The organism is Paenibacillus sp. FSL M7-1046 (assembly GCF_038007405.1).
GTDB lineage: Bacteria > Bacillota > Bacilli > Paenibacillales > Paenibacillaceae > Paenibacillus_AQ.
Map to the genome: position 1 here is coordinate 2,222,159 of NZ_JBBOXB010000001.1, position 18,217 is coordinate 2,240,375.

13 protein-coding genes, 1 tRNA gene, 3 rRNA genes and 1 pseudogene are annotated in these 18,217 nt (G+C 49.6%); all 18 read right to left on the reverse strand.

What is annotated here, in order from left to right:
- Nucleotides 1-9: 9 nt before the first annotated feature.
- Nucleotides 10-351 (reverse strand): hypothetical protein, encoded by a 342-nt coding sequence (locus tag NYE29_RS09595; RefSeq protein WP_076114075.1) that lies wholly within the window; start codon nucleotides 349-351, stop codon nucleotides 10-12.
- 143 nt (nucleotides 352-494) lie between these two features.
- A complete protein-coding gene (locus NYE29_RS09600; protein WP_076114074.1) occupies nucleotides 495-1,013 on the reverse strand; it encodes an SRPBCC domain-containing protein in 519 nt (172 codons plus the stop codon).
- An 82-nt stretch (nucleotides 1,014-1,095) separates the two neighbouring features.
- Nucleotides 1,096-1,435 (reverse strand): annotated as a pseudogene (locus NYE29_RS09605) (ArsR/SmtB family transcription factor).
- A 220-nt stretch (nucleotides 1,436-1,655) separates the two neighbouring features.
- Nucleotides 1,656-1,744, reverse strand: a tRNA-Ser gene (locus NYE29_RS09610).
- A gap of 67 nt (nucleotides 1,745-1,811) precedes the next feature.
- A complete protein-coding gene (serS, locus tag NYE29_RS09615; protein WP_340895648.1) occupies nucleotides 1,812-3,098 on the reverse strand; it encodes a serine--tRNA ligase in 1,287 nt (428 codons plus the stop codon).
- Nucleotides 3,099-3,184: 86 nt separating this feature from the next.
- Nucleotides 3,185-3,769 carry a pyridoxal 5'-phosphate synthase glutaminase subunit PdxT gene (gene pdxT / locus NYE29_RS09620; RefSeq protein WP_038584475.1) on the reverse strand — a complete coding sequence of 195 codons (585 nt, stop codon included), beginning with the start codon at nucleotides 3,767-3,769 and terminating at the stop codon, nucleotides 3,185-3,187.
- A 19-nt stretch (nucleotides 3,770-3,788) separates the two neighbouring features.
- Nucleotides 3,789-4,673 carry a pyridoxal 5'-phosphate synthase lyase subunit PdxS gene (gene pdxS, locus NYE29_RS09625; RefSeq protein WP_218642550.1) on the reverse strand — a complete coding sequence of 295 codons (885 nt, stop codon included), beginning with the start codon at nucleotides 4,671-4,673 and terminating at the stop codon, nucleotides 3,789-3,791.
- Between the two features lie 103 nt (nucleotides 4,674-4,776).
- Complete coding sequence (locus NYE29_RS09630; RefSeq protein ID WP_076114072.1) at nucleotides 4,777-6,168, reverse strand: D-alanyl-D-alanine carboxypeptidase family protein; 1,392 nt, start codon at nucleotides 6,166-6,168, stop codon at nucleotides 4,777-4,779.
- 127 nt (nucleotides 6,169-6,295) lie between these two features.
- The gene (gene guaB / locus NYE29_RS09635; protein ID WP_038584466.1) at nucleotides 6,296-7,753 is read right to left on the reverse strand and encodes an IMP dehydrogenase; all 1,458 of its coding nucleotides are present in this window, start codon (nucleotides 7,751-7,753) and stop codon (nucleotides 6,296-6,298) included.
- A 430-nt stretch (nucleotides 7,754-8,183) separates the two neighbouring features.
- Nucleotides 8,184-8,300 (reverse strand): 5S ribosomal RNA (rrf, locus tag NYE29_RS09640).
- A gap of 77 nt (nucleotides 8,301-8,377) precedes the next feature.
- A 23S ribosomal RNA gene (locus NYE29_RS09645) occupies nucleotides 8,378-11,304 on the reverse strand.
- A 245-nt stretch (nucleotides 11,305-11,549) separates the two neighbouring features.
- Nucleotides 11,550-13,105, reverse strand: a 16S ribosomal RNA gene (locus NYE29_RS09650).
- Together the 16S, 23S and 5S rRNA genes form the textbook arrangement of a ribosomal RNA operon.
- 469 nt (nucleotides 13,106-13,574) lie before the next feature.
- Nucleotides 13,575-15,092 (reverse strand): lysine--tRNA ligase, encoded by a 1,518-nt coding sequence (lysS, locus tag NYE29_RS09655; protein ID WP_156130789.1) that lies wholly within the window; start codon nucleotides 15,090-15,092, stop codon nucleotides 13,575-13,577.
- 257 nt (nucleotides 15,093-15,349) lie between these two features.
- Complete coding sequence (gene greA / locus NYE29_RS09660; RefSeq protein ID WP_038584463.1) at nucleotides 15,350-15,829, reverse strand: transcription elongation factor GreA; 480 nt, start codon at nucleotides 15,827-15,829, stop codon at nucleotides 15,350-15,352.
- Nucleotides 15,830-16,032: 203 nt separating this feature from the next.
- Nucleotides 16,033-17,049 (reverse strand): tRNA dihydrouridine synthase DusB, encoded by a 1,017-nt coding sequence (gene dusB, locus NYE29_RS09665; protein ID WP_038584461.1) that lies wholly within the window; start codon nucleotides 17,047-17,049, stop codon nucleotides 16,033-16,035.
- 46 nt (nucleotides 17,050-17,095) lie between these two features.
- Nucleotides 17,096-17,305 (reverse strand): helix-turn-helix domain-containing protein, encoded by a 210-nt coding sequence (locus NYE29_RS09670; protein WP_038584458.1) that lies wholly within the window; start codon nucleotides 17,303-17,305, stop codon nucleotides 17,096-17,098.
- Complete coding sequence (gene folK / locus NYE29_RS09675; RefSeq protein ID WP_076113652.1) at nucleotides 17,257-17,808, reverse strand: 2-amino-4-hydroxy-6-hydroxymethyldihydropteridine diphosphokinase; 552 nt, start codon at nucleotides 17,806-17,808, stop codon at nucleotides 17,257-17,259. The genes NYE29_RS09670 and folK overlap by 49 nt, the downstream gene beginning before the upstream one ends.
- 10 nt (nucleotides 17,809-17,818) lie before the next feature.
- The gene (gene folB, locus NYE29_RS09680; protein ID WP_340895655.1) at nucleotides 17,819-18,181 is read right to left on the reverse strand and encodes a dihydroneopterin aldolase; all 363 of its coding nucleotides are present in this window, start codon (nucleotides 18,179-18,181) and stop codon (nucleotides 17,819-17,821) included.
- Nucleotides 18,182-18,217: the final 36 nt, after the last annotated feature.

The following is an 18,217-nucleotide window of genomic DNA, read 5'->3' on the forward strand; positions in this document are numbered from 1 at the left end:
ATTCCCCTCCTATGGATTAGTTAAATCTTGTAGCGCTTGTGCACATTCATGAATCTGTCTTGTATACTGCTGGGCCAGTAATTGTACGGCATCGGTACGCTCATCGGTATGCCTTCCGCTCTGCTCGGCATCAATCAGATTCACAGCCACTTCACGGCTATCGACATAAGTACAGCGAAAATCAAGAGAATAATCCTGCCGCCCTGCCGCATTGAAATGAATCAGCAGACTGTTCTGGTCAGCTGCATCTCCTTGCACACTAAAGCTGTCTCCATCCTCCATCAGTGCAGGCAGACGCTCCTGCCATGCGGTAACCAGACTTTGCTGGTCCAGTTGCAATTGTCGGTTCATTGTTCTTATCAGCCTCCCTTCTTTAATACATTGCGGAGAAAAGAGGATTTTTATTCCCTCTGGAACAGGTTCCATAAATAAGAATAAAAAAAGATCACTCCTTCTAAGAGGAATGACCTTCGTATATGCAGGACTTTTATCCTTTAACCGATCTTCGGGATCGAGTCCAAATGCTCAACCAGTCTGTCCCAGGTATCCGTGATGCCCTGCAGCATACCCATATCCAGCACCTGCTGCAGTGCTTCTGCTGTCGCATATTCCGCGCGATTAATGACTTTAGTCCCATCTTCTGTTTCGACGAAGATTAGGGTAACGAGCGTCTCAGGCATATTATCTGCAATGTTACCCTCCGCATCGGAGAAATAATCTACATACACGATCTTCTCTGGTGCAACGATCTCACGATACACACCCTTGCCCCATGATTCCATACCATAGAAATCACCCTGGTTCTTGTCCTCGCACTTCATACAATAATGCCAGACGCCGCCCACGCGGAAATCCATATGACATACCGGCAGCGTCCAGCCTCTCGGCCCCCACCAATGCTTCAGATGCTCTGCTTGCGAAAACGCCTGAAATACCAGCTCCCGAGGGGCATTGAACTCACGTTCCAGAATAAGTACCTTATCCTCTACCTTGGATACCATTTCATTTGCCATTTTTAAATTCCTCCTCGATCTTCCTAGTGGGTTAAGACAGTTCTACCACAGCGTTCGCAAAGCTTAGCCATCATTCACTTATTCAATCTTGCTGCTCTTCTACTGCTTGCTTTCCTTGTACTTTCTGTAAATAGTCATCCAGCCGGTCGAACCGTTCCTCCCCAGATGTGGCGATAGCTCCTCAGCCAATCCTCCAGCTCCTGAAAAGGTTCCGGCAGCAGGCTATAGATTCGGCGGTTAGCGTCCACCCGGGCCTCCACGATGCCAGCCTCACTTAGAACACGCAAATGTTTGGATGCTTGAGGCTGGCGCAGTTGCAGCCTTTCAGCGATTTCCCCTACAGTTAGCGGGCGTTCGCGCAAAAGCTCAACAATCTGCAGGCGGTTAGGCTCTGCCAAGGCACTCATGACATTCGAATTCATAGTCATCATCCATTCTTAGCTGTGAGGGTACGTACCCTTCATTAAGTGTCTGGCTTTTGTATTCCCTTGCTCGATAAAAATATACCATTATGGGAATATTCCTGTAATGGTATATTTAAAAATTAAATTCCACAACCTTATTTTTCTCAACCTGCTGTACAAAAAAGCCGCCTTCCAAGGAAGGCGGCTTCTATCTGTAAATTCATTCAATTAAAAGGAATGGCGGAGAGGATGGGATTCGAACCCATGTGGGCTTGCACCCTAACGGTTTTCAAGACCGCCCCGTTATGACCGCTTCGGTACCTCTCCAATGCATCTAAATTTCACATGCATTAGGAATTGTACCACACTATACAAACATTAAGCAACTGTTTTATTAAGAAACTTTAGGACTAATACATTTTACATTACGCATATACGGCTGAAGGGCCTCTGGAATCTGGATGCTGCCATCTTCTTGCTGGTAGTTCTCCAGAATAGCGGCGACCGTCCGGCCGACAGCCAGTGCAGAGCCATTCAGCGTATGAACAAACTCCGGCTTGGATTTGGGTTCCTTGCGGAAACGGATATTCGCCCGGCGCGCCTGGAAGTCCTCCGTATTGGAGCAAGAGGAGATTTCACGGTACATGCCGCTCTCCGGCAGCCAAACCTCCAAATCGTAAGTCTTAGCCGATGTAAAGCCCATATCTCCGGTGCATAGGCCCAGGACACGGTATGGCAGCCCCAGAAGCTGCAGTACACGCTCCGCATCCGCTGTCATCTTCTCAAGCTCCTCATACGAGGTCTCAGGGGTGGTGAGCTTCACCAGCTCCACCTTATTGAACTGGTGCTGGCGGATAAGTCCGCGGGTATCACGTCCTGCCGACCCTGCTTCAGAACGGAAACAGGAGCTGTAAGCGACATGATATTTGGGTAGGTCTGCCGCTGTCAAAATCTCCTCACGATAGTAATTCGTCACTGGGACTTCAGCCGTAGGAATTAAGTAGTACTCGGTATCCCGCAGCTTGAACAGATCCTCTTCAAACTTCGGAAGCTGGCCTGTACCATATAAGCTATCCTTGTTGACGATATACGGCGGCAGCATCTCTTCATAATTATGCTCTCCACTGTGAAGGTCCATCATAAAGTTAATCAGGGCACGTTCAAGACGAGCTCCAAGTCCCTTATAGAAAACAAATCTGGAGCCGGTTACCTTAGCAGCAGCTTCAAAATCAATGATATCCAGCTGCTGTGCCAGCTCCCAATGTGATTTTGGAGTGAATCCGAATTCTCTTGGCTGCGACCAGCGGCGCAATTCAACATTCTCTTCCTCGGATTTGCCTACTGGTACAGATTCATGCGGAATGTTCGGGATACTCATCGTCAGTTCGTCAATCTGAGTCTCCAGAACACGCACTTCATCATCGAGTTCTTTAATGCGGTCAGAAACGGTCCGCATCTCTGCAATTAAATCATCAGCCGGCTCGCCGTTTTTCTTCTTCTTGGCAACATCACCGGAAACAATGTTCCGGCGGTTCTTCAAACCCTCTGTCTCTTGCAGCAGCTCACGGCGGCGCAGATCCAGCTGCGGAAATCCGGCGATCAAATCGAGCGATTTACCGCGTTTGTTAAGCGCATCTTCTACCTTTGCGTAATCACTGCGCAATACTTTTACATCTAGCACAAAGTTTCCCTCCTGAAAACAGCCTAAACTCTTTCAAATTGCTGTTTTGCAGCACTGAAAGAGTCAGAATGTTCTTATATGCAGTTCTATTGTTTGGCTGCCAGACTTGCCTCTACCATATCGGCAAAATACTGGTGCAGCCGGTAATCTTCTGTCAGTTCCGGATGAAAGGAGGAGACCAGCAGATTGCCTTCACGCGCAGTTACAATCTCATCATTGTAAACCGTGAGCACATCCACATTCGGACCCGTTTCATTAATAAGAGGAGCGCGGATAAAGACGGCACGCACCGGCTCATTTATCCCTTTAACCTCCAGATCACATTCAAAACTTTCCCGCTGGCGGCCAAAGGCATTCCGGGCAACGGTAATGTCCATCAGTTCGAGATGTCCGGGCTCACCGCCGGCGATTCTCTTCGCCAGTACAATCATGCCGGCACATGTTCCAAAAATAGGCTTGCCCAAGCCTGCAAAATCGCGTATCGCTTCAATGAAGCCATACTTGCGCATCAGCTTGCCTATCGTGGTGCTCTCTCCACCAGGTATAATGAGCCCCTGGACCTCAGCCAGCTGCTCTACACGCTTGATGGGCAGGCCCTCAGCCCCGGCTTTTTCTATACTGACAATATGTTCTGTTACGGCGCCTTGAAGCGCCAGCACTCCTATTTTCATCCGGACAACCTTCTCTCTATTAACGGCCGCGCTCCGACATACGTTCAGCCGGGGTCAGAGTTGCGATATCAATCCCCTTCATTGGCGTGCCAAGGTTTTTGGATACTTCAGCGATCAGTTTATAGTCAGTGAAGTGAGTAGTTGCCTCTACAATCGCCCGGGCGAATTTCTCGGGGTTGTCCGATTTGAATATACCGGAACCGACGAATACGCCATCCGCACCCAGATGCATCATCAAGGCTGCATCAGCCGGAGTAGCTACACCGCCTGCGGCAAAGTTAACAACCGGCAGCTTGCCGAGCTCGTGAACTTCAAGCAGCAGCTCGTAAGGAACACCTAAAGTCTTAGCTTCGTGAAAAAGCTCGTCTTTGGACAAGTTGGTTACCTTGCGGATCTGGCTGTTGATAACACGCATATGGCGCACGGCTTCAACAATGTTGCCCGTTCCCGGTTCACCCTTGGTGCGGATCATCGAAGCTCCTTCATTAATACGTCGCAGCGCTTCACCCAGATCTTTCGCTCCGCAGACAAAAGGAACTGTAAACTCACGTTTGTTGATATGGAATACTTCATCGGCAGGCGTGAGCACTTCGCTTTCATCCAAATAATCTACGCCCAGAGATTCAAGAACCTTCGCTTCTACATAATGACCGATACGGGCTTTGGCCATAACGGGAATGCTCACCACTTTGATAACCTCTTCTACGATTGTAGGATCAGCCATCCGGGCTACACCGCCTGCTGCGCGGATATCAGAAGGTACGCGTTCCAGAGCCATTACAGCTACTGCACCCGCAGCCTCGGCAATTTTCGCTTGCTCTGCATTCATGACGTCCATAATGACGCCGCCTTTTTGCATTTCTGCCATGCCTCTTTTAACTCGCGATGTTCCAGTTTCCATGATTCAAGCCTCCCGATTGATCTTATCTAACTTGCCACTTTACCGCAAGGCGGCTATATATACAACCTATTTACTCGGATTATCCACTGCACCAGACATTACCGCCCTAGAACAGGTTCTTAATTCCTGTAAACAAATCGCTGAAAAATTCGCCTATTGCTCTCATCAGCAGCTTGAACCAGCCAGCCTTCTCCGCTTCCTCTGCGGTAATTAGATTGACCGTCTTCTCCTGAACCTGAGACATTCCTTCAACCTTGTAGGAGTAAGTAACCTTGCCCACTTTGGAAGCATTGGTAATCGGGGCTACCAGTGTTGCTGCATCATTAACGGTAACCGTTGTGTTAATCTGTGGTGCAACCGTTCCTTTAGGCACGATAAAAGTAACTCCGGCATCGGTAACGATGGACACATCTTTGTTTTTGCCTTTTTGCACGGGCACTGTTTCATTGCCGGCAATGACGGCTTTAGGGGCCACTACCTGTTTGATTTCGAAATTATTGAAGCCAAAATCAAGTACTTTTTTGGTTTCTGTGAAACGGTGTGCTTCCGAGTTGGCGCCCATAACGACACTGATCAACCGCATACCGTCGCGAACAGCCGTACCGGTGAAACAGTTGCCGGCATTGTTGGTATGTCCGGTCTTCAGCCCGTCAAGGCCGGGATAAGCGTATGCCTTAAAGTTGGCGATATCCTTGTTCGCTTCCAGCATCCAGTTGTAGTTAACCATCGGTTTGTCATCCCGTTGACGGAACTTGTAAGACTGAATGGTTGTGAATTCTGTGAAATCAGGGTGGTCCGTGACGATATATTTGGCAAGAATCGCTGCGTCCATGGCTGACATTACGGTTTCACGATCGACTTTGGGCTGAAACTTAGCCGGCATATCGGCACGGTCAAGACCGGTAGAATTGATAAAGTAAGCCGTCTTCATTCCCATCTTCTTTGCAGTTTCATTCATTAGAGCTACAAATTCCTGCTCGGATGACGAAACAAGCTCAGCCAACGCTACGGTGGCATCATTAGCAGAACCAACGGCCATTGCTATGTATAGCTCTCTTACCGTATGTTCATCGCCTTCAGCCAAAAAAATACGCGAGCCGATCTGCTTGGAGGCATTTTCCTGAACAACTACTTTCTGATCCCAGGAAATCTGGCCATTCTTCACGGCATCTGCAACCAGATATTCGGTCATCATCTTTGTCATGCTTGCCGGAGGTAGAGGCTTATCGGCATTCAGGGACAAAAGCACCTCGCCTGTAGTGGGTTCGATCAACACTGCCGAATCCACTTCGAGCTTCAGTGATTCTATATTTGGAATCTTGACTGCAGCTTTCGCCGCAGTAGTACCGGCGGCAGTACCCTTTTCTGTCGTTGCCGGTGTCTTCACTTCATCAGCGAACACCGAATGTACTGGAGAAGCTAACATATTTAAAAGCAGACCTACTGTCGCTGTCTTAATCACAAATTGTTTACTGCTAAATTTTCGCTTGTGCTTCAATGATTACTACTCTCCTTTTGATCCTCATATCCATTGCTTGTTCTATTCTAACACAGGGGTACCTGCAAAAAAAGACAGACAGGACGAATTTAGTCCTGTCTGTCCGTAATTTATCGAAACCGCCTAATTATAGGGAATAGTTGGGAGCTTCCTTGGTGATTTGTACATCATGAGGGTGACTTTCGCGCAATCCGGCTCCTGTAATCCGGATGAAAGATGTATCATTGCGCAGTTCCTCCAGTGTCTTCGTTCCACAATACCCCATGCCAGAACGAAGCCCGCCGATCAGCTGATGAACCGTATCAGAGAGCGAACCTTTGAAAGCGACTCTACCTTCAATACCTTCTGGAACAAGCTTCTTGTCATCATCCTGGAAGTATCGGTCTTTACTGCCCTGCTTCATGGCGCTCATACTGCCCATGCCGCGGTATACCTTGAATTTACGTCCTTGATAAATCTCAGATTCGCCCGGGCTCTCTTCTGTTCCGGCGAACAGGCTTCCCATCATAACGGCAGATGCCCCCGCAGCAATCGCTTTGGTAACCTCACCGGAATATTTGATACCCCCATCAGCAATAATCGGAATGCCGTACTCACGGGCAACCGTTGCACAGTCGTAAATGGCCGTAATTTGCGGAACACCGATACCGGCAATTACGCGTGTGGTACAAATTGATCCCGGTCCAATACCCACTTTGACTACAGAAGCGCCAGCTTCAATCAATTCACGGGTTGCGTCTCCGGTTGCCACGTTACCGGCAACAATCGTAAGATCCGGGTACAGTTCACGCAATTTGCGGACAGCATCAATAATATTAATATGATGCCCGTGTGCGGAATCTACCGTAATCAGATCCACACCGGCTTTCACCAACGCCTCTGTACGTTCAAAAGTATCTTTGGAAATACCAATTGCCGCACCCACCAGCAGACGGCCGTGAGCATCTTTTGCTCCGTTCGGGAATTGAATTGCTTTTTCTATATCTTTAATCGTGATCAGACCTTTAAGAATGTTGTTCTCATCTACAAGCGGCAGTTTCTCGATCTTATGGCGTTGAAGGATACCTTCTGCTTCCTGGAGAGTAGTGCCAACCGCAGCAGTGACCAGATTCTCATGAGTCATCACTTCTTTAATTTGAATATTAAAATCATGTATGAAACGCAAATCTCTATTGGTCAGAATCCCAACCAGCTTGTTACTTTCATCAACGATAGGTACTCCGGAAATACGGTATTTCCCCATCAGGACTTCAGCGTCGGAAACCCAGTGTTCTGGCGTTAGAGAAAAGGGATTAGTAATAACACCGCTCTCGGAGCGCTTTACGCGGTCTACTTCTTCAGCCTGCTGCTCCACTGACATATTCTTATGAATAATGCCAATGCCTCCCTCACGGGCAATTGCAATCGCCATAGCTGCTTCTGTGACTGTATCCATGCCTGCACTCATCAGAGGGATATTCAGCTTCACATTTTTGCTCAGTACCGTGGCCAGATCCACTTCCTTCGGCAGTACCTCGGATTTGCGCGGCACCAACAGCACATCGTCAAACGTCAAACCTTCTTTACCAAACTTATCTTCCCACACCTGGGTCATTCCTCCTCGATTATCTTTATTCTAACCGCCCACAAACTTTATAAATGAAGAAACTCCGGTTTGAAGTCCATATCCGATAGACACCGAACTAAACAGCGAAGTTATACATATCCGTATCTTCAATTAACGTTTGAGATGCTTGTCCAAAAATATATTATTGCCATCTTAGCAAAGGGTTTTTGGCCTGTCAAGAATATTACATCATCGGAGGAGGGAATCGGAAAACGGTCACCGGGTAAGCGAATTCTTGGACGAAAGTCCGTATGCAGTGGACATTATCACCGCGGGATTCCATTTATTGTAAATTTACATACGTAGTTTCAGGGTGCTGGATTAGCCTATATATTGCTTTAACTACCACCATTTGCACTTTAACCCAACAAAAAAGCCACTGTTGAGAAACTCAACAATGGCTTTATGTGCTTGGCGGCGTCCTACTCTCCCAGGACCCTTCGGTCCAAGTACCATCGGCGCTGGAGGGCTTAACGGTCGTGTTCGGGATGGGTACGCGTGGGACCCCTCCGCTATCGCCACCAAACGGGCATTTACAGCGTAAATGCTTCAGGAACCTTAATTCCTGAAAACTGAATCCGAAACGAATCTGCGTCTTACTTGTTGGATAAGCCCTCGACCGATTAGTATTGGTCAGCTCCATGCATTGCTGCACTTCCACCTCCAACCTATCTACCTCGTCGTCTTCAAGGGGTCTTACTAATTGGGAAATCTCATCTTGAGGGGGGCTTCACGCTTAGATGCTTTCAGCGCTTATCCCGTCCGTACGTAGCTACTCAGCCATGCTCCTGGCGGAACAACTGATGCACCAGCGGTACGTCCATCCCGGTCCTCTCGTACTAAGGACAGCTCCTCTCAAATTTCCTGCGCCCACGACAGATAGGGACCGAACTGTCTCACGACGTTCTGAACCCAGCTCGCGTACCGCTTTAATGGGCGAACAGCCCAACCCTTGGGACCTACTTCAGCCCCAGGATGCGATGAGCCGACATCGAGGTGCCAAACCTCCCCGTCGATGTGGACTCTTGGGGGAGATAAGCCTGTTATCCCCAGGGTAGCTTTTATCCGTTGAGCGATGGCCCTTCCATGCGGTACCACCGGATCACTAAGTCCGACTTTCGTCCCTGCTCGACTTGTTGGTCTCGCAGTCAAGCTCCCTTATGCCTTTGCACTCTTCGAATGATTTCCAACCATTCTGAGGGAACCTTTGAACGCCTCCGTTACTCTTTAGGAGGCGACCGCCCCAGTCAAACTGCCCGCCTGACACGGTCCCCGTACCCGATTAGGGCACTAGGTTAGAACCTAGATACGATCAGGGTGGTATCCCAACGGCGCCTCCGCAGAAGCTTGCGCTCCTGCCTCTACGGCTCCCACCTATCCTGTACAGATCGTACCCAAATTCAATATCAAGCTGCAGTAAAGCTCCATGGGGTCTTTCCGTCTTGTCGCGGGTAACCTGCATCTTCACAGGTATTAAAATTTCACCGGATCTCTCGTTGAGACAGCGCCCAAGTCGTTACGCCATTCGTGCGGGTCAGAATTTACCTGACAAGGAATTTCGCTACCTTAGGACCGTTATAGTTACGGCCGCCGTTTACTGGGGCTTCGGTTCACAGCTTCGGATTGCTCCTAACCGCTCCCCTTAACCTTCCAGCACCGGGCAGGCGTCAGCCCGTATACTTCGCCTTGCGGCTTCGCACAGACCTGTGTTTTTGCTAAACAGTCGCTTGGGCCTTTTCACTGCGGCCCCCTCGGGCTATTCACCCTACCGAGGCACCCCTTCTCCCGAAGTTACGGGGTCATTTTGCCGAGTTCCTTAACGAGAGTTCTTCCGCGCGCCTTAGAATTCTCTTCTCGCCTACCTGTGTCGGTTTGCGGTACGGGCACCTTCTCCTGGCTAGAGGCTTTTCTTGGCAGTGTGAGATCATGACCTTCGCTACTATAATTTTCGCTCCCCATCACAGCCCAGCCTTAATGGTGTGCGGATTTGCCTACACACCAGCCTCACTGCTTAGACGGACATCCATCAGTCCGCGTCACTACCCTCCTGCGTCACCCCATCGCTCATAGCGGATTACGGTGGTACAGTAATTTCAAACTGTTGTCCTTCGACTACGCCTTTCGGCCTCGCCTTAGGTCCCGACTTACCCTGAGCGGACGAGCCTTCCTCAGGAAACCTTGGGCTTTCGGCGGATCAGATTCTCACTGATCTTTTCGTTACTCATACCGGCATTCTCACTTGTATGCTGTCCAGCGCTCCTTACGGTACACCTTCAACCTGCATACAACGCTCCCCTACCCCAGATGCAAAGCATCTAGCCATAGCTTCGGTGGTGTGTTTAGCCCCGTTACATTTTCGGCGCAGAGTCACTCGACCAGTGAGCTATTACGCACTCTTTCAATGGTGGCTGCTTCTAAGCCAACATCCTGGTTGTCTGTGCAACTCCACATCCTTTCCCACTTAACACACACTTGGGGACCTTAGCTGATGGTCTGGGCTGTTTCCCTTTTGACAATGGATCTTAGCACTCACTGTCTGACTCCCGGCAAGAAGTTAATGGCATTCGGAGTTTGACTGAGCTTGGTAACCCTTGCGGGCCCCGCACCCAATCAGTGCTCTACCTCCACCACTCCATTCACCGAGGCTAGCCCTAAAGCTATTTCGGGGAGAACCAGCTATCTCCGAGTTCGATTGGAATTTCTCCGCTACCCCCACCTCATCCCCGCATTTTTCAACATACGTGGGTTCGGGCCTCCAGTGCGTGTTACCGCACCTTCACCCTGGACAGGGGTAGATCACACGGTTTCGGGTCTACGTCCACATACTCAGTCGCCCTATTCAGACTCGCTTTCGCTGCGGCTCCGGCTTCTCACCTTAACCTTGCATGTTAAACGTAACTCGCCGGTTCATTCTACAAAAGGCACGCCATCACCCATAGATCGGGCTCTGACTTTTTGTAAGCACACGGTTTCAGGTTCTATTTCACTCCCCTTCCGGGGTGCTTTTCACCTTTCCCTCACGGTACTGTTTCACTATCGGTCGCCAGGTAGTATTTAGCCTTAGCAGATGGTCCTGCTGGATTCATACGGGGTTTCACGTGCCCCGCACTACTCGGGATCCGTCTCGGAGAGAACACAGTTTAGGCTACAGGGCTTTTACCTCTATCGCGGGCCTTTCCAGACCTCTTCGCCTACCATATTCCTTTGTAACTCCATGTGAGACGTCCCACAACCCCAAGGGGCAAGCCCCTTGGTTTAGGCTGTTCCGCGTTCGCTCGCCGCTACTGACGGAATCACTATTGTTTTCTCTTCCTCAGGGTACTTAGATGTTTCAGTTCCCCTGGTCTGCCTCTATCTCCCCTATGTATTCAGAGAGAAGTAACTGCGAATTACCACAGCTGGGTTTCCCCATTCGGACACCCCCGGATCAAAGCTTGCTTACAGCTCCCCGAGGCAGTTTCGTTGTTCGCCACGTCCTTCGTCGGCTCCTGGCGCCTAGGCATCCTCCGTGTGCTCTTATTAGCTTAACCAATGCGTTTTTCCAGAAGGAAAATCGCTAGCATCGCTATAATATGAACTTGTTTACACAAGTTCAGCTTAAAGGAATGTTCTAAAACGCAAATTCGTTTCGGTATCCAGTTTTCAAGGATCAAGGTGTTACTGAGAGCTTAAACTCTCAAAACTGACCAACGAGTGAGTAACAGGCCTAAACCTGAGTTTTGGAAGTAATATTTCCGATTTGAATGTCACCGTTGCAGGTGACGATTCTCCATAGAAAGGAGGTGATCCAGCCGCACCTTCCGATACGGCTACCTTGTTACGACTTCACCCCAATCATCTACCCCACCTTCGGCGGCTGGCTCCCTTGCGGGTTACCCCACCGACTTCGGGTGTTGTAAACTCTCGTGGTGTGACGGGCGGTGTGTACAAGACCCGGGAACGTATTCACCGCGGCATGCTGATCCGCGATTACTAGCAATTCCGACTTCATGCAGGCGAGTTGCAGCCTGCAATCCGAACTGAGACCGGCTTTGCTGGGATTGGCTCCACCTCGCGGCTTCGCTTCCCGTTGTACCGGCCATTGTAGTACGTGTGTAGCCCAGGTCATAAGGGGCATGATGATTTGACGTCATCCCCACCTTCCTCCGGTTTGTCACCGGCAGTCACTCTAGAGTGCCCAGCACTACCTGCTGGCAACTAAAGTCAAGGGTTGCGCTCGTTGCGGGACTTAACCCAACATCTCACGACACGAGCTGACGACAACCATGCACCACCTGTCTCCTCTGTCCCGAAGGCCGCCACTATCTCTAATGGATTCAGAGGGATGTCAAGACCTGGTAAGGTTCTTCGCGTTGCTTCGAATTAAACCACATACTCCACTGCTTGTGCGGGTCCCCGTCAATTCCTTTGAGTTTCAGTCTTGCGACCGTACTCCCCAGGCGGAGTGCTTACTGTGTTAACTTCGGCACCAAGGGTATCGAAACCCCTAACACCTAGCACTCATCGTTTACGGCGTGGACTACCAGGGTATCTAATCCTGTTTGCTCCCCACGCTTTCGCGCCTCAGCGTCAGTTACAGCCCAGAAAGTCGCCTTCGCCACTGGTGTTCCTCCACATATCTACGCATTTCACCGCTACACGTGGAATTCCACTTTCCTCTTCTGTACTCAAGCCACCCAGTTTCCAGTGCGACCTCAGGTTGAGCCCAAGGTTTAAACACCAGACTTAAATAGCCGCCTGCGCGCGCTTTACGCCCAATAATTCCGGACAACGCTTGCCCCCTACGTATTACCGCGGCTGCTGGCACGTAGTTAGCCGGGGCTTTCTTCTCAGGTACCGTCACTCCGGTAGCAGTTACTCTACCGGACGTTCTTCCCTGGCAACAGAGCTTTACGATCCGAAAACCTTCATCACTCACGCGGCGTTGCTCCGTCAGGCTTTCGCCCATTGCGGAAGATTCCCTACTGCTGCCTCCCGTAGGAGTCTGGGCCGTGTCTCAGTCCCAGTGTGGCCGTTCACCCTCTCAGGTCGGCTACGCATCGTCGCCTTGGTGGGCCGTTACCCCACCAACTAGCTAATGCGCCGCAGGCCCATCTCCTTGTAGCAGATTGCTCCGCCTTTCATCCTTCGTCCATGTGAACAAAGGAATTATCCGGTATTAGCTACCGTTTCCGGTAGTTATCCCAGTCAAAGAGGTAGGTTGCCTACGTGTTACTCACCCGTCCGCCGCTAAGTTAATCCAGAGCAAGCTCCTTCATAACTCCGCTCGACTTGCATGTATTAGGCACGCCGCCAGCGTTCGTCCTGAGCCAGGATCAAACTCTCCAAATTGGTATTTAGAAAGAGCGATTGCTCATTTTGAAACATCTGACGAGAATTTTCATTCTCACGATGAAATTTCTAAAGCGTATAAATACGCTGTGAAACTCATCAGTTTTGGATCTCACTTGCGTGATTTCCCACTCACTCGTTGTTCAGTTTTCAAAGATCAAGCTCGTTGTCAGTGTCGATTATCTCGTCACCAGCAACTCTTATAATATATCACATCCAACCGATCAATGCAAGCTCTTTTTTTAACTTCTTTTTCGAGCCCGGCGTTGATGTTTCGCGGCCAGAAATAGAATATATCATGTATGGTTCTGTATTGCAAGCATTATTTTAAATTAGGTTGGATACACCGCTTCCCGCATACCCCGTAATCCATTACACCACTTCTAAGCCATCATTCTAAACCCACAGTGCCCAAGGAACTGCTGTACAATACAGCGCCCCTTGGCTCTGTGAAATAGAACAATTGAAATTATTCAGTCTTGTTGCGCATATGCGGGAACAGCAGAACATCACGAATTGAGGCAGCATTGGTCAGCAGCATGATCAGACGGTCTACACCGATTCCCAGTCCGCCTGTAGGAGGCATACCATATTCCAGAGCACGGATGAAGTCATCGTCCATCTCATGGGCTTCATCATTGCCCTGCTCCTTCTCCTGAATCTGCGCTTCAAAGCGCTGACGCTGGTCAATCGGGTCGTTCAGCTCACTAAAGGCATTCGCGTGCTCGCGTGCGACGATAAACAGCTCAAAGCGGTCGGTAAACCGCGGGTCTTGATCGTTCTTTTTGGCCAGCGGCGAGATTTCAACCGGATGACCCATTACAAATGTAGGCTGAATCAATGTTTCCTCAACAAACTGCTCAAAGAAGGCATTCAGGATATGGCCGAAGGTCATATGCTTTTCAACCGGTACACGGTGCTCCTTGGCCAAACGCTGTGCTTCTTCATCCGTCATCTGAACGCCAAAGTCGACACCCGTCACTTCTTTGACGGCATCAACCATGGTCACACGGCGCCATCCTGGCGAGAGGTCTACTTCCTGGCCTTGATAGTTGATCTTCTGGCTGCCAAGAACCTCCTGGGCGATATGGGCGATCATGCTCTCGGTCAAATGCATAATGTCCTTGTAGTCGGCATAAGCCTCATACAGCTCGATCATGGTGAACTCCGGATTATGACGCGTCGAAATGCCCTCATTGCGGTATACACGGCCGATTTCATAAACTTTTTCCAGTCCGCCGACAATCAGACGTTTCAGATGCAGTTCAATCGCAATCCGCATATACAGCTGCATATCCAGCGTATTGTGGTATGTGATGAACGGACGTGCAGCGGCTCCGCCGGCAATCGCATGAAGTGTTGGGGTTTCAACCTCAAGGTAGCCAAGGGAATCCAGGTAACGGCGCATCGACTGGATGATCCGTGAACGGGCAATAAAGGTCTGCTGTACTTCAGGGTTAATGATCAGATCTACATAACGCTGGCGGTAGCGCAGCTCAACATCCTTCAGGCCATGGTACTTCTCAGGCAGCGGCAGCAGAGATTTGGACAAAACCTCAAGATTGGACACTTTAATAGAGGTTTCGCCAGTCTTGGTTTTGAACACGATACCGCGCACTCCGATAATATCGCCCAAATCGAGAACATTAAAGGCTGCGTATTGTGCCTCAGGGATGCTGTCCTGGCGCACATAAATTTGGATTTTTCCGCTAAGATCCTGGATGTGGGCAAAACTTGCCTTACCCATGACACGTTTAGCCATAATCCGACCGGCAATGCTGACTTCCAGAGCCAGCTCGTCCAATTCCTCTTTTGTTTGTCCGTCATACTTAGCCAGAAGGTCCCCGGCACCTGCTGTGCGGTCATATTTTTTGCCAAACGGGTCAATTCCCAGTGCCCGCAGCTCGTCCAATTTAGCACGGCGAATCTGCAACAGCTCACTAAGCTCTTTTTCCGTGGTTTCCACGGTATTCATTTCCTCAGTCATGTTCCTCATCCTCTCTAATGCCTCATGTCATATACACAAGAAGAAACGGCTCCACCCTCATAATTGAGGGCAGTCCGTTCCAGTACAAAATATAAGCTATATGTGTTCAGCCATATTTTTCGGGCGGTATCTCTTCTTTATTTAGAAAAAAGCTTCCCTAAGGAAGCTTTCCGGGCCCTGTTCCTTCTTCTGCCAGTGCAGTGCAGTTCTCTGTGCGAGGGCAGCATGTCTATTCACAGGCGCAAAGCGCCTGTAGATTACTTCATTCGGATATCAAGAATTTTATATTGAATGACTCCTGCAGGTACACTAACATCTACAACAGTGCCGATTTTCTTACCGATAATAGCTCTGCCTACCGGGCTTTCATTGGAGATTTTATTGTTAAGCGGATCGGATTCGGCTGTACCAACGATTGTGTATTCCATCACATCGCCATATTCCATATCTTCAACGCTTACAGTAACCCCGATACTTACCACATCGGTAACGATCTCATCGCTATTGATGATGCGCGCGTTGCGGAGCATTTTTTCCAAAGTGATAATACGCCCTTCGATAAAGGCCTGTTCATTCTTCGCGTCCTCATATTCGGAGTTCTCGCTGATATCTCCGTAGCCAATCGCCACTTTAATCCGTTCGGCCACTTCGCGGCGTTTCACGGATTTGAGGGTCTCCAGTTCTTCTTCCAGACGCTTAAGTCCGTCCGGCGTAAGGATGACTTCTTTATCGCTCATCTCAACCGATTCTCCTGTCGTATACATTTATTGAAAACACCATACTATATGCGAATCCAGAGGGATAAGAACCCTCCATGCTGCATTGCCCTTGCTGTAACGGCGATTTTATACTGTGAAATTATATTGGAACCGCTACAAAATGTCAATGACGCCCCATATAATGTTCCGGTGTTATCTCTTAAAGCCAGTGGAGACGGTGATCAAACTGCCGAGAGAGACGGATTACGGTCCTCTTGTTCTTCTTCATCTTTAAGCTGTACGACAAAATCATTCAAGATCCGCACCATTTCATCGCGTTTGGTTTCTTCCATGATGACATCCTTTACGCGGGCAGCAGCCTTAAGACCTTTCAAATACCAGGCTAGATGCTTACGCATTTCACGAACCGCTACCGCCTCGCCTTTAAGGGCAACCAAACGGTCCATATGAAGAATCGCTACTTTAATCTTCTCTTCCGCTCCGGGTTCAGGCGTCAGCTCACCTGTGCTCAAATATTGAATGGTCCGGTAAAGCATCCATGGATTGCCCAGCGCGCCGCGTCCAATCATAACCCCGTCGCAGCCGGTCTGATCCAGCATCGCCCGGGCATCCTCAGGTGTGTTAACGTCGCCGTTGCCGATGACAGGAATCGAAACAGCCTCTTTAGCCATTTTAATATACTTCCAGTCGGCATGGCCGGTGTAGAGCTGCTCACGGGTACGTCCATGCACACTGACAGCCTGGCCTCCGGCACGTTCCACTGCGCGGGCATTCTCTTCTACAAAGATATGCTCGCTGTCCCAGCCGATCCGCATTTTTACGGTAACCGGCTTGTCAACGGCTTCTACAACCGCCGAGACCATCTCGTAGATTTTGTCCGGATTCAGCAGCCAGCGGGCCCCGGCATCACATTTTGTTACTTTCGGTACGGGACACCCCATATTAATGTCGATAATATCGGCATTGGTCTCCTTATCCACAACTTTGGCCGCCTCAACGAGCGACTTACGGTCTCCGCCAAAAATCTGCAGGCTAAGCGGCTTCTCCCGTTCATCCACGAACAGCATCTCACGTGTACGCGAATTGCCGTGCAGAATAGCTTTGTCACTGACCATTTCCGCACATACCAAGCCGGTGCCGAATTCTTTTGCAATCAGGCGGAACGCCGGATTACATACACCGGCCATAGGGGCCAGAACGACCTGGTTCTTCATCTCAATGCCGCCAATTTTCAGCACATTTCTTCACTTCCTTTAATTTTATTTTTAATGAATGGACGTCTTCCTAAGTAGAGGGATTGGCCAGCTCCTCGACTGAAACCTCAAGAACATCCGCAATTTTATTTAAAATTTTATCTTCCAAATGCCGGTTTCCCCTCTCGACTGCGCCTAGCACAGCCAGTGAAATTCCGACAGAATCCGCCAACTCTTGCTGGGTGTATCCTTTCAGCTTTCGGAATGCTCTGACCCGCGTTCCCATACGTTTGATGTCCACAAGCGCATTCCTTCCTTTCCGTCTATATCCTGCAGCGCTGCTGTAATGATCCCCCGGAGTCCGGAAGAATCCTCATCCGGCAGTACGATGTCACTGAGCGGAACCAGCACAAACGCCCGTTCCAGCATCCGGGGATGCGGAAGCGTTAAATCTGCCGTATCATAGCTCTGTCCTTCTACCCACAATAAATCAAGATCCACTGTTCTCGGGCCATAACGGATATCACGAACCCGGCCTAGCTGTGCTTCAATGTCGAGCATCACATGAAGCAAGTTCTCCGGCGCAAGCGTGGTGCGGAGGGCGGCTGCCATGTTCAAAAACTGCGGCTGGTCGAGATAGCCGACAGGCTCTGTCTCATATACATTGGAGCAGCGTACAACTTCGATCCCGTCATAATGATCCAGCCTGTTCAAAGCTTCCTTCAAGGTGCCTTCGCGGTCACCCAAATTGGCCCCTAAAGCAATATAAGCCTCTGATACCTCAGAGGTGGAGTGTATAGTCATGGGCCCTGTCTCACTTTCTCGTTCTATGCAGTTCTACAGTCACTCCCTGAAAATGAATGTCGAACGGCGGATGCGGCTTGGTTACTTTGACCGTTACTGCATTGATAATAGTATAAGTGTCCAGTACTGAGGATGCAATATGTTCCGCCAAAGCTTCAATCAGCTTAAAGGACTTTGTTTCGACAATTTTTTTGACGAGCACATGCACTTCGGCGTAATTTACAGTTTGGTCCAGATCATCCTGAAGGCCAGCCCCCCGCAGATCAAGCTCCAGCTCAAGGTCAATATAGTAACGTTGTCCAAGCTTGCGTTCCTCTTCAAACACACCATGATATCCATAATACTCCATGCGGTGCAGCTTCATTTTATCCATCCTGATACCTGCTTTCTAATACAAAATAGTTCGTTC